Here is a 15,523-nt window from a genome sequence, read left to right on the forward strand (position 1 = left end):
CACCTGCCGGAATCCGGCGCGCCGGGCCTCCGTGTGTCCTGCCGCCGGGGGAACCGGACGGGACCGGTGACGCGTCGTGCGGGTATGCGCCTCGTCGCCGTCCTGCTGCTGGCCGCCGCACTGCTCACCGCGTGCGGCGGTGGCACCGGCGGGCCCGGCGTCAGCGGCGGGCCTGACCTGAGCGGCGAGTGGCAGCTGGCGGAAGGGACCGTCGACGGGGCCGCCCTCCCCCGGCCCAGCGGCACGACGGCGACGCTGCAGTTCGTCGCCGGCGAGGTGCGCGGTGTCGCCTTCTGCAATTCCTACGGCGCGTCCTACCGGAACGGCGGGACCTCGCTCTCCGTCGGCGAGATCGGCCGCACCGAGATGGCCTGCGCGCCCGACGTCATGGCCGCGGAGGATGCCTACCTGGGGGCCCTTGCCGCCGTGGACACCGCGGCGCTCGACGGCGAGGACCTGGTGCTCACCGGCGGCGGCGTCGAGCTGCGGTTCACCCCGGTCGCGCCGGTGCCCGTGACCGAGCTGGTGGGTACCCGGTGGGCGCTCGAGACGCTGCTCGACGGCGAGACGGCGAGCTCGCCCGTCGGCGAGACGGCGACGCTCGAGCTCTTCGGCGACGGGACGCTGACCGGCTCCACCGGCTGCCGCGACCTGACCGGCCGCTTCACGATCGAGGGCGACGTGGTGCGGCTGACCGAACTCTCCGCCGGTACGGACGACTGCCCGGCCGACGTCGCGGCGCAGGACGGCCACGTGGTGACGGTGCTCGGCGACGGCTTCCAGGTCTCGGTCGACGGCGACCAGCTGACCCTCGGCGACCCCGACGGTCGTGGCCTGGTCTACCGGGCGGAGCGCGGCGCGCGGCCCGCGACGAGCGCCGATCTCCGCGGCGAGTGGGTGGTGACGGAGCTCCGGCGGGACGGCGTGCCCGTCCCCCTCCCCGACCTCGAGGGCACCCTGGCCGTGGACGACGCCCGGCTGGCCGGGACGTCGTTCTGCAACGGCTTCGGTGCCCGCTACCGGCTCGACGACGGGCGGCTCGAGCTCGAGGACCACCTGACCAGCCTCATGGCCTGCACGGGGGACGTGGCCCGCGCGGAGGGCGTCTACTCGAGGGTGCTCACCGCGGACGACCCGCGCGCGACCACCTCCTCGGAGGGCCTCGTGCTCACCGGCGACGGCGCCGAGGTCCACCTCCGCCCCCGTCCACCTGTCGAGGCCGGCGACCTGGTCGGCGGAACGTGGTCGCTCCAGGGGCTGACCACCGAGGCGATGGGATGGGCGGCCGAGGGCGAGCCCGCGGTCCTGGAGTTCACCGCCGACGGCACGTTCCGCGCCTCCACCGGCTGCCGGTCGCTGGCGGGCGCATGGCAGCTCCGCGACGAGCAGGTGACGACGAGCGGGCCGGCCGGCGAGGGGCGCTGCCCGGAGGAACTGCGCGAGCAGGACGCCCACGTGACCGACGTGCTGGAGCAGGGCTTCACCGTGCGGATCGCGAACGGCCGGCTGACGATCCGCAGCCCCGGCGGTCAGGGGCTGGAGTACTCGTCGCCGTGACGGGTCGCTCCGGCCCCTGCAGCGGGGCCTATTCCCACTCGATCGTGCCCGGCGGCTTGCTGGTGACGTCGAGGGTGACCCGGTTGACCTCTTCGACCTCGTTGGTGATCCGGGTGGAGATCCTGGCCAGGACGTCGTAGGGCAGCCGGGTCCAGTCGGCGGTCATCGCGTCCTCGCTGGACACCGGCCGCAGCACGATCGGGTGCCCGTAGGTGCGCCCGTCCCCCTGCACGCCCACCGAGCGGACGTCGGCCAGCAGCACCACCGGGCACTGCCAGATCTCGCGGTCCAGCCCCGCGGCCGAAAGTTCCGCGCGCACGATCGCGTCGGCCTTGCGCAGGACGTCCAGGCGCTCCTGGGTCACCTCGCCGACGATGCGGATGCCCAGCCCCGGCCCGGGGAACGGCTGCCGCCACACCAGGGTCTCGGGCAGGCCCAGCTGCAGGCCGACCTGCCGGACCTCGTCCTTGAACAGCGTCCGCAGCGGCTCCACCAGGGTGAAGGTCAGGTCCTCGGGCAGACCGCCGACGTTGTGGTGGCTCTTGATGTTCGCCGTCCCGCTGCCGCCGCCGGACTCGACGACGTCGGGGTAGAGCGTGCCCTGCACCAGGAAGTCGACGGTCTCGCCGTGGCTCTTGGCGTCGGAGACGACGTCGAGCGCGGCCTGCTCGAACACGCGGATGAACTCGCGGCCGATGATCTTCCGCTTCTCCTCGGGGTCGCTGACCCCGGCCAGCGCGCTGAGGAACTGCTCGCGGGCGTCGACGACCCGCAGGTCGGCACCGGTGACGGCGACGAAGTCGCGCTCGATCTGCTCTGTCTCCCCCTCGCGCATCAACCCGTGGTCGACGTAGACGCAGGTGAGCCGGTCACCGATCGCCCGCTGCACCAGCGCCGCGGCGACGGCGGAGTCGACGCCGCCCGAGAGCGCGCACAGCGCCCGGCGGTCCCCCACCTGGGCGCGGATCTGCTCCACCTGCTCCTCGACGACGTTGGCCATCGTCCAGGTGGCCTCCAGGCCGGCGATCTCGAACAGGAAGTGCTCGAGCACCGTCTGCCCGTGTGCGGTGTGCCGGACCTCCGGGTGGAACTGCACCCCGGCCAGCCGGCGGTCGACGTCCTCGAACGCGGCGACCGGCGCACCGGTCGACGTGGCGGTGACGGTGAACCCGGGCGGGGCCGCGCTGACGGCGTCGCCGTGGCTCATCCACACGTTCTGCTCGAGCGGGAGGTCGCCGAACAGCCGGGCCCGGGTGGTGACGGTCAGTGGCGTGCCGCCGTACTCGCGGTCGCCGGTGCGCGCCACCGTGCCGCCGAGCGAGGCGGCCATCGCCTGGAAGCCGTAGCAGATGCCGAAGGCCGGGACGCCGGACTCGAACAGCATCGGGTCGACCGTCGGCGCCTCGGGCGCGTAGACGCTCGAGGGCCCGCCGGAGAGCACGATCGCGGCCGGCTTGCGAGCGAGGATCTCCTCGGCCGGCACCTCCGACGAGACGATCTCCGAGTACACCCCGGCCTCGCGGATCCGCCGCGCGATCAGCTGGGCGTACTGGGCGCCGAAGTCGACGACGAGGACGGTCGGGAAGTCCATCAGCTCTCCGAGCCCCCGATGACCAGATCGACCCGCTGGAACTCCTTGAGGTCCGAGTAGCCGGTCTTGGCCATCGTGCGGGCCAGGGCGCCGAAGAGGTTGGTGCGCCCGTCGGCGGACTCCGCCGGGCCGAGCAGCACCTGCTCCAGCGAGCCGGCCGGCTCGACCGGCGCGGAGGCGGCGCCGCGCGGCAGCCGCGGGTGCGCGGCCACCGAATCCCACCACACGCCACCGGCGGGTGCCTCCGCGGCGACCCGCAGCGGCTCGCCCAGCTGCACGGCGTCCGCGCCGCAGGCCAGCGCCCGGGCGATGGCACCGCTGGTCTCGATCCGGCCGTTGGCGATGACGTGCACGTACCGGCCACCGGTCTCGTCGAGGTAGTCGCGGCGGGCCGCGGCGGCGTCGGCGATGGCGCTGGCCAGCGGCACGCGGATGCCCATGACCGCGTCCGTCGTGGAGTACGTGTCGGCCCCGACGCCGACGATGACCCCGGCGGCCCCGGTCCGCATGAGGTGCAGGGCGGTCGTGTAGTTCGCCGCGCCGCCCACGATCACGGGGACGTCGAGGTCGGCGATGAACTCCTTGAGGTTCAGCGCGTTCCCCTGGGAGGTGACGTGCTCGGCCGAGACGATCGTGCCCTGGATGACCAGCAGGTCCACCCCGGCGGAGAGGGCCGCCGGCGCGAGCTGCTCCGTGTGCTGGGGGGAGATCCGGATCGCCGTGGTGACGCCGGCCTCGCCCATCTCCTTGATCCGCGCGGTGATCAGGTCGGTCTTCACCGGCTCGGCGTAGACCTCCTGCAGCAGGGCCACCGGAGGCGCACCCGCGGCGGCCGCCTCGGCGATGCGGCGGTACATCGGCGCCGGGTCGTCGTAGCGGGTCCACAGGCCCTCGCCGTTCAGCACGCCGAGGCCACCGGCCCGGCCGACGGCGATCGCCGTCGCCGGGCTGACGACGGCGTCGCTCGGGCTGGTCACCAGCGGGAGGTCGAAGCGGAACGCGTCGATCTGCCAGGCGGTCGAGACGTCGTCGACGTCGCGGGTACGCCGGGACGGGACGATCGAGACCTCGTCCAGGTCGTAGCCCCGGCGGGCGAAGCGGTTGAGGCCGATCTCGACGGTGTCGCGCACGCTCATGCTCAGCGCCCTCGGTAGTTGGGTGCTTCGACGGTCATCTGGATGTCATGCGGGTGCGACTCGACCAGGCCCGCCGAGGTGATGCGGGTCAGCTGACCGCGCTCCTTGAGCTCGCCGATCGTGGCCGCACCGGCGTAACCCATCGAGGCGCGCAGCCCTCCGACCAGCTGGTGCGCCACGCCGGACAGCGAGCCCCGGTAGGGCACCTGGCCCTCGATGCCCTCGGGCACGAGCTTGTCGTCGGAGAGGACGTCGTCGGCGAAGTACCGGTCTCGGCTGAACGACTGGTTGCCCCGCTTCTGCATGGCGCCCAGCGAGCCCATGCCGCGGTAGGTCTTGTACTGCTTCCCGTTCATGAAGACCAGCTCGCCCGGGGCCTCCTCGACCCCGGCGAACAACCCGCCGATCATCACGGTGTCGGCGCCGGCGACCATCGCCTTGGCGATGTCGCCGGAGTACTGCAGCCCGCCGTCGGCGATGACGGGGACGCCGGCCGGGCCGGCAGCCAGCCACGCCTCGTAGATGGCGCTGATCTGCGGGACCCCGACGCCGGCGACCACCCGGGTGGTGCAGATGGAGCCGGGCCCCACGCCCACCTTCACCGCGTCCACCCCGGCGTCGACGAGGGCCTGCGCACCGGCGCGCGTGGCGACGTTGCCACCGACGACCTCCACGCCGGCATCGCCACCGAACTCCTTCTTCACCCGCGCGACCATCTCCAGCACCGCCCGCTGGTGGCCGTGGGCGGTGTCGACGACGAGCACGTCGACCCCGGCGTCGACCAGCAGCCCGGCGCGCTTGTAGGCGTCCTCGCCGACGCCCAGCGCGGCGCCCACGACCAGCCGGCCGTCGGCGTCCTTGGTGGAGTTCGGGAACTGGTCGCGCTTGACGAAGTCCTTGACCGTGATGAGCCCGCGCAGCCGGCCGGCGGTGTCGACCAGCGGCAGCTTCTCGATCTTGTGCTGGGAGAGCAGGCCGAGGGCGGTGTCGGGGTCGACCCCGACCGGGGCGGTGACCAGCGGCATCGGCGTCATGACGTCCCGCACGAGCCGGTTCATGTCGGTCTCGAAGCGCATGTCGCGGTTGGTGACGATACCGACCAGGACGCCGTCGGCGTCGACCACCGGGGCGCCGGAGATGCGGTACCGCGCCGAGAGGGCGTCGACCTCGGCCAGCGTGCTGTCCGGCGAGCAGGTGACCGGGTTGGTGACCATGCCGGCCTCCGACCGCTTGACCAGGTCGACCTGCCCGGCCTGCTCCTCGGCGGAGAGGTTGCGGTGCAGCACCCCCATGCCACCGACGCGGGCCATGGCGATCGCCATGCGTGCCTCGGTGACGGTGTCCATCGCGCTGGAGAGCAGCGGCACGGCCAGGGTGATCCGCCGGGTCACCCGGCTGCTGGTGTCCACCTCGGCCGGGACGACGTCGGACGCGCCAGGGACGAGCAGGACGTCGTCGTAGGTGAGCCCGAGGCGGGCGAACTTCGCCGGCAGCTCGGGCACGGAGTCGGGCTGCATGTGCGCGGCCACCCTTCGGGGCAGATCGGGTCGGACACCGGTCGGCACCCCTCGCGGGCGCACGGGACCTGCCCCGATCGTAGGCGGCGGCACTCGGGTGCGGTGCTCCGCCCGTTCGGCGGCTACCGTGTGACTGTGTCCCCGTTCGACGACGCCCTCGGCCCGGACTTCGGCTCGGCCGATCAGCCGCCTCCTCCACCGCTGACGATCGAGGAGCGCGCCGGGGTCCTCGACGACCTCGCCGAGCTCGAGGTCTTCCGCACGCTGCTCGAACCGACCGGCATCAAGGGCATCGTCGTGGACTGCCCGGACTGCGAGGAGGAGCACCACGTCGACTGGGCGCTCATGCAGGCCAACCTGCGCCAGCTGCTCGACGAGGGGCAGACCGGGCGCCACGAGCCACCGTTCGAGCCCGATCCCGACGACTACGTCAGCTGGGACTACGCCAGCGGTTACGCCGACGGGGTGGCGGCCCTCGCCGAGCGCGACGAGCCCAGCGGCCAGCGCACCGGCCGGCACGCCCGCGAGGATTGAGCGAGCCTCAAGCACCCGCATACGCCTGGTGGCGGTTATCCGGTCCGGATAACCGCCACCATGCGCATGTCGGTGAGGAGCGCGAGCTTGGTCAGGCCGAGTGGGGCCCGGAGGGTCCCGCGCAGGCATGACGGACGCGCTCAGCGCAGCAAGGGAACGGCTCCTGGCCGCGGTGTCGTCCGGAGGACGACAGTGTCACTGCATGATGCCGCGGCGGAAGCCCGTCGCGACCGCCTCGGCGCGGTCCTTGGCGCCGAGCTTGCGGAACAGCCGCCGGGCGTGGGTCTTGATGGTGTCCTCGGACAGGTAGAGCTCGCGACCGATCTGGGCGTTGCTCTTGCCCTGGCTCATGCCGGTGAGCACCTGCATCTCGCGCATGGACAGCGCGACGGCCGGGGGGGCGTCGCGGACGGTGGAACGCACCGTGGTGGGCGCCGAGCCGGCCAGCGGCGCGGCACCGCTCCACGCCGCCATCGGCTGGGACACCTGCTGCTGCGGGATGCGGCCGCCGTCGGCGCGCAGCCCGACGCGGGAGAGGCCGAGACCCATCTCGATGGCGGTCGCATCCCAGCGCAGGTACCCCCGGGCGCCGAAGGCGACGGCGGCCCGGACGCTGTCGGCGTCGTCGGGTGCACCGAGGACGAGCACCGGCAGCCCCGGGTGCATGCGCAGCGCCTGCGTCGCGGCCGACAGGCCGGTGTCGACGGCCCGCTGGGTGCCGACGACGAGGACGTCGGGCGTCCGGGTCGCTAGGCGGGAGGCCAGTGACTGGGCGTCGCCGACCACCTCGACCCGGCCGACGAAGGGCAGTGCGACCAGCCGTGAGGCGACGTCGTCACGGACCCGCCGTCGCTCGTCGTAGACCCACACGGTCGCGCCGTGCACCGGGGCACGCATCCTGTCCTCGATCACGCCTGCTCCTCGCTTCTCCCAGCTGGTGGCCGGGTCCCCCACCGGCCGGGATGAGCCCGGCCGGGTGTCGCTCGGGTGGAGGGCCCCACCCGGGGCCCTCCACCTCTGCGCAGGTCCCGCGACGGGTCCGGGTGTCTCCCCCTCCCGGACTCGGCGCGGCCTGGAGCAACCTTGATCGAGTTGCGGACGGTCCGACAGACGCCCTCACCCCCGGGGGTGAGCAGGCCGGACGGTGGTGACGGAGCGCACACCGGCAAAAAGTTGCGAATCGGCGGTGTTTGACGGTGGGACGGCGAGGGCACCGGCCCCTTGCAGCCGGACAGCCCCCTCCGGCTCGATCGAGTCCTGGAGGAGACATGGCCGACATCCGCAGACTCCCGACGCCCGTCGCCGAGGTCTGGGACTGGCAGCTCCATGGCGCATGCCGTGGCGAGAACACGTCCCTCTTCTTCCACCCCGACGGCGAGCGCGGGCCGGCCCGGGCGCGGCGGCAGACCGCGGCCAAGGCCGTCTGCGCGCGGTGCCCGGTCGTCGACGCGTGCCTCAAGCACGCCCTCGCCGTCCGTGAGCCGTACGGCGTCTGGGGCGGGATGAGCGAGGAGGAGCGGGCCAGGTTGATCGCGGCCGAGCCCGCCGCCGTCGCCGCGGGGGTCTGACCTCCGCACGAACGCCGAGAGGGCCCGGTCCAGCAATGCTGGACCGGGCCCTCTTGCGTGTCCTCAGCCGTCCTGGCTCACCGCAGGGGGTCCTGGCTCACCGTCGATCGTGAGCCAGGACCCCTGACGATCAGGTCACCTGATCATCGGCGCACAGACGCGGGCGTCAGTGGCTGTGGCCGTGCCCGCCGTGCGAGTGACCGTGGGTGTGGTGCCCGCCGCCGTGCTCGTGCTCCTCCTCCGCGGGCTTCTCCACCACGGCGGAGTCGGTGGTGAGCACCATCGCGGCGATGGAGACGGCGTTGTCCAGCGCGGCCTTCGTGACCTTGACCGGGTCGATGACGCCCTGGTCGGCGAGGTCGCCGTACTCACCGGTCGCGGCGTTGAAGCCCTGACCGGCGCCCAGTTCCCGCACCTTGGCGACGACGACGCGGCCCTCGAACCCGGCGTTCTCGGCGATCTGCACCGCGGGGGCGTCCAGGGCCGTGCGGACGGCGCGGGCACCGGTGAGCTCGTCGCCCTCCAGCGACAGCGCGTCGACCGCCGCGGCGGCGTGCACGAGCGCGGAGCCACCGCCGGGGATGACCCCCTCCTCCACCGCGGCGCGGGTGGCGGCGATGGCGTCCTCGATGCGGTGCTTGCGCTCCTTGAGCTCGACCTCGGTGGCCGCACCGACCCGGATGACACCGATGCCGCCGGCGAGCTTGGCCAGCCGCTCGTGGAGCTTCTCGCGATCCCAGTCGGAGTCGGTGGCCTCGATCTCGCGGCGGATCTGCGCCACGCGGTCGCCGATGGCCTCCGACGTGCCGCCGCCGTCGACGATCGTGGTGGCGTCCTTGGTGACGGTGACCCGGCGGGCGGTGCCGAGCACCTCGAGGCCGACCTGGTCGAGCTTGAGGCCCACGTCCTCGCTGACCACCTGGCCGCCGGTGACGACGGCGAGGTCGGTCATGAACGCCGTGCGTCGGTCGCCGAAGAAGGGTGACTTCACCGCGACGACCTTGACCGTCTTGCGGATCGAGTTCACGACGAGGGTGGACAGCGCCTCGCCCTCGACGTCCTCCGCAACCAGCAGCAGCGGCCGGCCGCCGGTCGACAGCACCTTCTCCAGCAGCGGGAGGAGGTCGGCCAGCGCGGCGACCTTGCCGCTGACCAGCAGGACGAGGGCGTCGTCCAGGACGGCCTCCATGGCCTCCTGGTCGGTGACGAAGTACGGCGAGAGGTAGCCCTTGTCGAACTGGACGCCCTCGGTGACGTCGAGCTCGGTGGACAGGGTGTTGCTCTCCTCGACGGTGATGACGCCGTCCTTGCCGACGCGCTCCATCGCCTCGCCGATCAGCTCGCCGACCTCGGCGTCCTGCGCGGAGATGGTGGCGACGCCGGCGATGGCCTCGCGCTTCTCGACCGGGATGGCGGCGGCGTCGAGGGCGGCGTGCACGGCGTCGAGCGCGGCCCGCATGCCGCGGCCCAGCGCCATCGGGTTGGCGCCGGCGGCGACGTTGCGCATGCCCTCGTGCACCAGCGCCTGGGCGAGCACGGTGGCGGTGGTGGTGCCGTCACCGGCGACCTCGTTGGTCTTGGTGGCGACGCTCTTGGCCAGCTGGGCGCCGAGGTTCTCGTACGGGTCCTCGAGGTCGATCTCGCGGGCGATGGTGACGCCGTCGTTGGTGATCGTCGGGGCACCGAACTTCTTGTCGATGACGACGTTGCGGCCACGCGGGCCGATCGTCACCTTCACCGCGTCGGCGAGCTTGTCGACGCCGCGCTCCAGGGCGCGCCGGGCGTCCTCGTTGAACTTGATGATCTTGGCCATGCCGGACCTCTCGATCAGGTGTGCGTGGGGTGGGCTGGGCGGGATGAGGCCCAACAGAGACCGCCCCGGGACCCGGGGTTCGGGTCGCCGGGGCGGTCGGGTGAGCGCTGGCGCTCAGTGCTGAGGAGAGGTCACTTCTCCACGACGGCGAGCAGGTCGCGGGCGGAGAGCACCAGGTACTCCTCGCCGGCGTACTTGACCTCGGTACCGCCGTACTTCGAGTAGATGACCACGTCACCGACGTTCACGTCGAGCGGAACGCGGTTGCCGTTGTCGTCGATGCGGCCGGGGCCGACGGCGACGACGGTGCCCTCCTGGGGCTTCTCCTTGGCGGTGTCCGGGATGACCAGACCGGAGGCGGTGGTGGTCTCGGCCTCGTTGGCCTGGACCACGACGCGGTCTTCCAGCGGCTTGATGCTGACCTTGGTAGCGGTCGTCACGTCGGTGACGCCCCCTTCGGTGTCGGACGGCAGGGATGGATGCTGTGGCACGGGATCCGGGCACCCGCCGTCGCGGGGGTCGGGCGCCAGGCCGTGTCGCTTTGGCACTCTACCTAGGAGAGTGCCAGCCGCTCAACCTGGTACCCCGGGGTGGGTGACGTCGGGGCGCCCCGGCCCGTACGCCACGCTTGGCCGGTGGCCCCCGACTCCCCCGAGAACGCCGTCCTGACCCAGCTCGCCTGGCTGCGGGGCCACGAGGGGGCGACCGCCGTCGCGCTGGCGACACGGCTGCAGGACGACGGGGTCGACCTGCTCCCCGGCCTGGACCGGCTGCGCGCGGAGGTGGGGGCCGAGCACGCAGGGGCGGCGTGGGAGCTGGCCCGGCTCCGGTCCCGGGCGCGGCCGGTGTTCGGCACCGACGCCGACGTCCTGTTCTTCACCGCCGACACCCTGGAGCAGGCCGGGCGCCCGCAGCTGGCCGGGCGCCGAGCCGCCCGGCTGCTGGCAGGGGGCGCGGACTCGGTGGCCGACCTCGGCTGCGCGTCGGGGACCGACACGGTCGCCCTCGCCCGGGCCGGGGCCCGGGTGCTCGCCGTCGACGTCGATCCGGTCGCCCGCGAGCTGACCGCCGCCAACGCCGCGGCGCTCGGCGTCGACGACGACGTCTGGGTGGTCGCCGGCGACGCCGTCGAGCTGGTGGCCGCCGCCCGCGGGGGCGAGGTGGCCGGCTGCGGGGCCGCCGTCCTGGATCCCGCCCGCCGCGCCGGCGGACGCCGCCAGCTCGACCCCGACCGCTGGTCACCCCCCTGGTTGACGGTCGCCCTCCTCCTGGAGCGGATGCCGACCGCGGCGGTGAAGGTGGCGCCGGGGCTGGACCACGACCGGGTGCCCGACGGCGTCGAGGCCGAGTGGGTGTCGGTCGGCGGCTCGATCGTCGAGGCACTGCTGTGGGGCCGCGCGGTCTCCTCGACCTGGCGGCGGGCCACGCTCCTGAGCGACGAGGCGCACGAGCTGACCGCGGACGCCGACCCCGGTCCGGCGCCCGCGGGCCCGGTGCGCGGCTGGCTGCACGAGCCGGACCCGGCGGTCATCCGCTCCGGGCTGGTGTCGCTGGTGGCCGCGGACCTCGGCGCGAACCTGGTCGACCCGACGATCGCCTACCTGACCTCCGACGCCCGCGCCGGCTCGCCCTGGGTCAGCTCCTACCGGGTCGAGGAGGCGCTGCCGTTCAACCTCAAGAAGCTGAAGGCACTGCTGCGCGACCGCGGGGTCGGCCGGGTCGTGGTGAAGAAGCGCGGCTCGGCCATCGAGCCGGAGACCCTGGCTCGCCAGCTCCGCGGCGACGGCGCGCGGACGGCCACCGTCGTCGTCACCCGTGTCGCCGGCGCCCCGACCGTGCTGGTCTGCGACGTCAGCGGCTGACGACGTCGATCGGCAGCGAGCTGTCCGCGCCGAGGTCGGGCGCCGACGGCGCGACGCCGGCGGCGACCAGCCGCGAGCCGAGCGCGGCCACCATCGCCCCGTTGTCGGTGCACAACCGCGGACTGGGCACGCGCAGCACGATGCCGGCCGCAGCACTCCGCTCCTCCGCGAGCGCGCGCAGCCGCGAGTTGGCCGCCACTCCCCCGCCGAGCACCAGGTGGTCGACGCCGTGGTCGCGGCACGCCCGCACCGCCTTCGCGGTGAGGACGTCGGCGACCGCCTCCTGGAACGACGCGGCCACGTCGGCGACCGGCACCGGCTCGCCGGACCGCTCCCGGGCCTCGACCCACCGCGCGACCGCCGTCTTCAGCCCGGAGAACGAGAAGTCGTAGGCCGGGTCGCGGGGGCCGGTGAGGCCGCGCGGGAAGGCGATCGCCGACGGGTCGCCCTCGCGCGCGGCCCGGTCGATCGGCGGGCCGCCGGGGAACGGCAGCCCCAGCACGCGGGCCACCTTGTCGAACGCCTCCCCCGCGGCGTCGTCGATCGTGCGGCCGAGCGACTGCACCTCCTGCGCCAGGTCCGGTACCAGCAGCAGCGAGCTGTGCCCGCCGGAGACGAGCATCGCGATCGACGGCTCGGCCAGCCGCCCGTGCTGCAGCTCGTCGACGGCGACGTGCGCGGCCAGGTGGTTGACCCCGTACAGCGGTCTGTCGAGCGCCAGCGCGTAGGCCTTCGCCGCCGCGACCCCCACGAGCAGGGCGCCGGTCAGGCCGGGCCCGCTCGTGACCGCCACCGCGTCGATGTCGGACGCGCTGATGCCGGCGTCGGCCAGGGCCCGGTGCACCGTGGGCACCATCGCCTCCAGGTGCGCCCGAGAGGCGATCTCGGGGACCACGCCGCCGAAGCGTTCGTGCTCGGCCACGGACGTGGCGAGCGCGTCGGCCAGCAAGGTGTGGCCCTGCACGATCCCCACGCCGGTCTCGTCGCACGAGGTCTCGAAGCCGAGCACGATCGGTTCCTGCTTCACGGCTTCTCCCGCTTCATCACCACGGCATCGGTGCCGCTGGGCTGGTAGTACCTCGGGCGCCGGCCGATCTCGGTGAACCCCCGCCGCCGGTAGAGGCCTTGCGCCGGCTCGTTGTCCGCGCGCACCTCGAGCAGCACCACCGGGCTGCGCCGGTCGGCCTCCGCCAGCAGCGCGTCGAGCAGCCGGGCGCCGATGCCTTCGCCCTGCCGGGCACCCGCGACGCCGATCGTGGCGACGTGCGCCTCCTCGTCGTAGGCGATCAGGCCGGCGTACCCGACGACCACACCGTCGTCCTCGGCCACCAGGTAATGGCGGGTGCCGCTCTGCGCGAGCTCCTCGCGGTACATCGCCGCGGTCCACGTGTCGGGCGCGAAGAGCTCCTCCTCGAGCTCCATCACCCGGGGCAGGTCGGCGAGGGTCATCGGTCGCAACCGGCTCACCGCGTCACCGGCTTGATCGACGTCGGTGGCACGGCGTCGGGACGGCGGAGGTACAGCGGCACCAGCGGCGCGGCCGACCCGGGGTCGGCCAGCTGCGGGGCCGCGGCGCGCAGCAGCCCGGCGGTGGTGACGTCGGCCGGCGTCACGGGCCCGCCCAGCCGCTCGGCGAAGGCCGGGTCGCCGGTGAACGGGCCGGGCAGCCGGAGGTCCTCGGGCCGGACGACCGAGGGCCCCTCGGTGCGCATCCCGTCGGCGTCGTAGGTGGCCCAGTAGACCTCCTTGCGCCGGGCGTCGGTGACCACCGTGCGGGCGCCGGAGCCGACGGCGTCCAGCGAGCACACCCCGACGACCGGGATGCCCCGGGCGTCGGCGATCGCCGCGGCGGTGACGACGCCGACCCGCAGGCCGGTGAACGGTCCGGGGCCGAGGCCGGTGACGATCGCCTCCACGTCCCCCAGCGCGACGCCGGCGTCGGCGAGCACACCCTGGACGGCGGGAGTGAGCAGCTCGGCGTGCTTCGTGCCGGACGGCACCGCCCGCTCGGCGAGCACCGTGGCGCCGTCGGCGGCCGACCAGCGCGCCAGCCCGGCGACGAGCCTCGGGGTGGCGGTGTCGAGCGCGAGGACCAGCACGGACGTTCAGGGTAGTGGGACACGGTTGGCCGTGGACGGCGACGTCGATTGATGCGCTGATGCGTTAACATCACGCGGTGCGCACCACCCTGGACATCGATGACGACGTCGTCGCTGCGGCTCGCGAGCTCGCCGCTGGTGAGCGCCGCTCTCTCGGTGCGGTCATCTCCGAGCTCGCCCGCCGAGGGCTGACGCCGGCCCGGGTGGAGAGCGAGGACGGGCTACCGGTGATCCGCGTGCCGAGCGGGACTGCCCCCATCACCCCGGGGATGGTGGCCCGGGCCCTCGAGGAGGCCTGACCGACCGTGGGACTCCTCGACGTCAACGCGCTGATCGCGCTGGCGTGGGACTCGCACGTCCACCATGTCGCGATCCGGAACTGGTTCGCCGCCCACCGATCGTCGGGCTGGGCCACCTGCCCGATCACCGAGAGCGGCTTCGTGCGGATCTCCGCCAACCCCACGGTGCTGCCCAGCCCGCTGGCTCCTGCTACCGCTCGTGACGTCCTCGCCGGACTGCGCAGTGCAGGCGCCCACCGGTTCCTGGTCGACGACGTATCCATCGTCGATACCGACGTGCCGGCGACGAGCGGGCACCGCCAGGTGACCGACGCGCATCTGCTGACGCTCGCCCGCCGCCGAGGCGTCCGGCTGGTCACCTTCGACGCGGGGCTCGCCTCGCTGGCCGGCAACCGGGACGTCGAGCTGCTCACCGCCCTGTAGCGCGGTCGCCCGAGCCGGTGCCACCTCAGCCGTCGATCCGCTGCTCCCAGCTCGGGCCGGACGGCACGAGCAGCGCCGTCCGGACGTCGTCGTCGCGCCGGTCGAGCCGCACCTCGAGGTGCTCGTCGGCCAGCTGCTCCACGAGCCCCTGTCCCCACTCCACCACGGTGAGCGACTCTCCGGTGGCGGCGTCGAGATCCAGGTCGTCGACGTCGGCGTGTCCGCCGAGGCGGTAGGCGTCGACGTGCACGAGCGGGATGCGCCCGTCGCGGTGGACACGGGCGATGACGAAGGTCGGCGAGGTGACCGGCTCCCGGACGCCGAGCCCCGCCCCGATCCCCTGGGTGAGGGCGGTCTTGCCGGCACCCAGGGGCCCGACGAGCACCAGCAGGTCGCCGGGGCGCGCCAGTGCGGCCAGCGCGCGGCCCAGGGCCTGGGTGTCGGCGAGCGTGGGCAGCACGTGCTCCCGTCTCACCGCGTCTCCCGGGCGCCGACCAGGTACGCGACGGCGCGGAGGTCGGCGGCCAGCGCGGCCCGCGGCGCCCCGTTCGGACCGAACCGGATGGCCGCCGACGGGTGGTAGGTGACGTACAGGCCGCGGCCCTCCCACTCCACGGGGCCGACCTCCCGCGCCCGGGCGAGCACCGTGCGCGGACCGAGGAACCACTTGGCGGCCGACAGCCCGAGGGCGATCACCGCCGGCGGGTCGAGCAGCTGCAGCTGGCGGCGCAGCCAGCCGCTGCAGCGGCCCACCTCGTCGGCCCTGGGCGTCCGGTTGCCCGGCGGACGGCACTTCACCACGTTGAGGACGGCGGCCCGCCCACGGTCCAGCCCCGCCTCGGCGAGCAGCTGGTCCAGCAGCGCGCCGGACTTCCCGACGAACGGCCGGCCGGTCTCGTCCTCCGTCGCTCCGGGAGCCTCTCCGACGAGCGCCACGAGCGGCCGCCCGGCCACGGGGATGTCGCCGACGACGACGTTGCGTCGCGCCGCCGCCAGCTCGGGGCAGGCCAGGCACCCGCTCGCGGACCGGGCGAGGGACGGCCAGTCCGGGGCAGCCGCGGCCGTCCGCGCGACCTCTTCGGCGGCGGCGTCGAACCGGGGCGGACGGGGTGCGGCCACCACCG

At 73.9% G+C, this 15,523-nt stretch carries 17 protein-coding genes; 6 read left to right on the forward strand and 11 right to left on the reverse strand.

All coding sequences use genetic code 11. The features are described 5' to 3' along the window. Positions 1-84: 84 nt before the first annotated feature. A complete protein-coding gene (locus BLASA_RS23685) occupies positions 85-1,557 on the forward strand; it encodes an META domain-containing protein (protein WP_014377930.1) in 1,473 nt (490 codons plus the stop codon). A 28-nt stretch (positions 1,558-1,585) separates the two neighbouring features. Here BLASA_RS23685 and guaA read toward each other — a convergent pair whose 3' ends face one another. The 3 genes from guaA to guaB are packed head-to-tail and all read right to left on the reverse strand — an operon-like array spanning position 1,586 to position 5,801. Next, a complete protein-coding gene (guaA, locus tag BLASA_RS19370) occupies positions 1,586-3,148 on the reverse strand; it encodes a glutamine-hydrolyzing GMP synthase (RefSeq protein ID WP_014377931.1) in 1,563 nt (520 codons plus the stop codon). Next, on the reverse strand, positions 3,148-4,284 hold the full coding sequence (locus tag BLASA_RS19375; RefSeq protein WP_014377932.1) for a GuaB3 family IMP dehydrogenase-related protein: 1,137 nt from the start codon (positions 4,282-4,284) through the stop codon (positions 3,148-3,150). The genes guaA and BLASA_RS19375 overlap by 1 nt, the downstream gene beginning before the upstream one ends. Positions 4,285-4,286: 2 nt before the next feature. Further along, a complete protein-coding gene (gene guaB / locus BLASA_RS19380) occupies positions 4,287-5,801 on the reverse strand; it encodes an IMP dehydrogenase (RefSeq protein WP_014377933.1) in 1,515 nt (504 codons plus the stop codon). 135 nt (positions 5,802-5,936) lie between these two features. Between guaB and BLASA_RS19385 the strand changes: the two genes are divergently transcribed. Beyond that, on the forward strand, positions 5,937-6,335 hold the full coding sequence (locus BLASA_RS19385) for a DUF5319 family protein (RefSeq protein WP_014377934.1): 399 nt from the start codon (positions 5,937-5,939) through the stop codon (positions 6,333-6,335). Between the two features lie 195 nt (positions 6,336-6,530). On the opposite strand, the gene BLASA_RS19390 is transcribed toward BLASA_RS19385, so the two are convergent. After that, entirely contained in the window at positions 6,531-7,232 is a 702-nt protein-coding gene (locus BLASA_RS19390) for a response regulator transcription factor (protein ID WP_041776756.1), read from the reverse strand. A 371-nt stretch (positions 7,233-7,603) separates the two neighbouring features. Between BLASA_RS19390 and BLASA_RS19395 the strand changes: the two genes are divergently transcribed. After that, positions 7,604-7,903, forward strand: coding sequence for a WhiB family transcriptional regulator (locus BLASA_RS19395; protein ID WP_014377936.1), 300 nt, complete (start codon positions 7,604-7,606; stop codon positions 7,901-7,903). Positions 7,904-8,069: 166 nt separating this feature from the next. Here BLASA_RS19395 and groL read toward each other — a convergent pair whose 3' ends face one another. Further along, entirely contained in the window at positions 8,070-9,716 is a 1,647-nt protein-coding gene (gene groL / locus BLASA_RS19400; RefSeq protein WP_014377937.1) for a chaperonin GroEL, read from the reverse strand. A 131-nt stretch (positions 9,717-9,847) separates the two neighbouring features. Then, positions 9,848-10,156: a co-chaperone GroES gene (groES, locus tag BLASA_RS19405; protein ID WP_014377938.1), complete on the reverse strand. Its 309-nt coding sequence runs from the start codon at positions 10,154-10,156 to the stop codon at positions 9,848-9,850. A gap of 195 nt (positions 10,157-10,351) precedes the next feature. Here groES and BLASA_RS19410 point away from each other — a divergent pair, with 195 nt between their 5' ends. Beyond that, positions 10,352-11,578: a THUMP-like domain-containing protein gene (locus BLASA_RS19410; RefSeq protein ID WP_014377939.1), complete on the forward strand. Its 1,227-nt coding sequence runs from the start codon at positions 10,352-10,354 to the stop codon at positions 11,576-11,578. On the opposite strand, the gene tsaD is transcribed toward BLASA_RS19410, so the two are convergent. The 3 genes from tsaD to tsaB are packed head-to-tail and all read right to left on the reverse strand — an operon-like array spanning position 11,568 to position 13,677. After that, positions 11,568-12,605, reverse strand: a complete 1,038-nt coding sequence (tsaD, locus tag BLASA_RS19415) for a tRNA (adenosine(37)-N6)-threonylcarbamoyltransferase complex transferase subunit TsaD (RefSeq protein WP_014377940.1) — start codon at positions 12,603-12,605, stop codon at positions 11,568-11,570. The two genes, BLASA_RS19410 and tsaD, sit on opposite strands and share 11 nt — an antisense overlap. Then, on the reverse strand, positions 12,602-13,045 hold the full coding sequence (rimI, locus tag BLASA_RS19420) for a ribosomal protein S18-alanine N-acetyltransferase (RefSeq protein ID WP_231839498.1): 444 nt from the start codon (positions 13,043-13,045) through the stop codon (positions 12,602-12,604). The genes tsaD and rimI overlap by 4 nt, the downstream gene beginning before the upstream one ends. Then, complete coding sequence (gene tsaB, locus BLASA_RS19425) at positions 13,042-13,677, reverse strand: tRNA (adenosine(37)-N6)-threonylcarbamoyltransferase complex dimerization subunit type 1 TsaB (RefSeq protein WP_014377942.1); 636 nt, start codon at positions 13,675-13,677, stop codon at positions 13,042-13,044. The genes rimI and tsaB overlap by 4 nt, the downstream gene beginning before the upstream one ends. Positions 13,678-13,754: 77 nt before the next feature. Between tsaB and BLASA_RS19430 the strand changes: the two genes are divergently transcribed. Both BLASA_RS19430 and BLASA_RS19435 read left to right on the forward strand, forming a co-directional pair. Beyond that, entirely contained in the window at positions 13,755-13,976 is a 222-nt protein-coding gene (locus BLASA_RS19430) for a hypothetical protein (protein WP_014377943.1), read from the forward strand. A gap of 6 nt (positions 13,977-13,982) precedes the next feature. Beyond that, positions 13,983-14,399 (forward strand): TA system VapC family ribonuclease toxin, encoded by a 417-nt coding sequence (locus BLASA_RS19435; protein ID WP_014377944.1) that lies wholly within the window; start codon positions 13,983-13,985, stop codon positions 14,397-14,399. A 25-nt stretch (positions 14,400-14,424) separates the two neighbouring features. Here the strand turns inward: BLASA_RS19435 and tsaE are convergent, their stop codons facing one another. Both tsaE and BLASA_RS19445 read right to left on the reverse strand, forming a co-directional pair. Then, positions 14,425-14,874, reverse strand: coding sequence for a tRNA (adenosine(37)-N6)-threonylcarbamoyltransferase complex ATPase subunit type 1 TsaE (gene tsaE, locus BLASA_RS19440; RefSeq protein WP_014377945.1), 450 nt, complete (start codon positions 14,872-14,874; stop codon positions 14,425-14,427). Continuing rightward, on the reverse strand, positions 14,871-15,518 hold the full coding sequence (locus BLASA_RS19445) for a uracil-DNA glycosylase (RefSeq protein WP_166486598.1): 648 nt from the start codon (positions 15,516-15,518) through the stop codon (positions 14,871-14,873). The genes tsaE and BLASA_RS19445 overlap by 4 nt, the downstream gene beginning before the upstream one ends. Between the last annotated feature and the right edge of the window lie 5 nt (positions 15,519-15,523).

The sequence above is a fragment of the Blastococcus saxobsidens DD2 genome (assembly GCF_000284015.1).
Classification (GTDB): domain Bacteria; phylum Actinomycetota; class Actinomycetes; order Mycobacteriales; family Geodermatophilaceae; genus Blastococcus; species Blastococcus saxobsidens_A.

Excerpts from the sequence above, each read along its gene's own strand:
- BLASA_RS23685 (WP_014377930.1), top strand. The coding sequence starts at position 85 with ATGCGCCTCGTCGCCGTCCTGCTGCTGGCCGCCGCACTGCTCACCGCG.
- guaA (WP_014377931.1), bottom strand. The coding sequence starts at position 3,148 with ATGGACTTCCCGACCGTCCTCGTCGTCGACTTCGGCGCCCAGTACGCC.
- BLASA_RS19375 (WP_014377932.1), bottom strand. The coding sequence starts at position 4,284 with ATGAGCGTGCGCGACACCGTCGAGATCGGCCTCAACCGCTTCGCCCGC.
- guaB (WP_014377933.1), bottom strand. The coding sequence starts at position 5,801 with ATGCAGCCCGACTCCGTGCCCGAGCTGCCGGCGAAGTTCGCCCGCCTC.
- BLASA_RS19390 (WP_041776756.1), bottom strand. The coding sequence starts at position 7,232 with ATGCGTGCCCCGGTGCACGGCGCGACCGTGTGGGTCTACGACGAGCGA.
- BLASA_RS19395 (WP_014377936.1), top strand. The coding sequence starts at position 7,604 with ATGGCCGACATCCGCAGACTCCCGACGCCCGTCGCCGAGGTCTGGGAC.
- groL (WP_014377937.1), bottom strand. The coding sequence starts at position 9,716 with ATGGCCAAGATCATCAAGTTCAACGAGGACGCCCGGCGCGCCCTGGAG.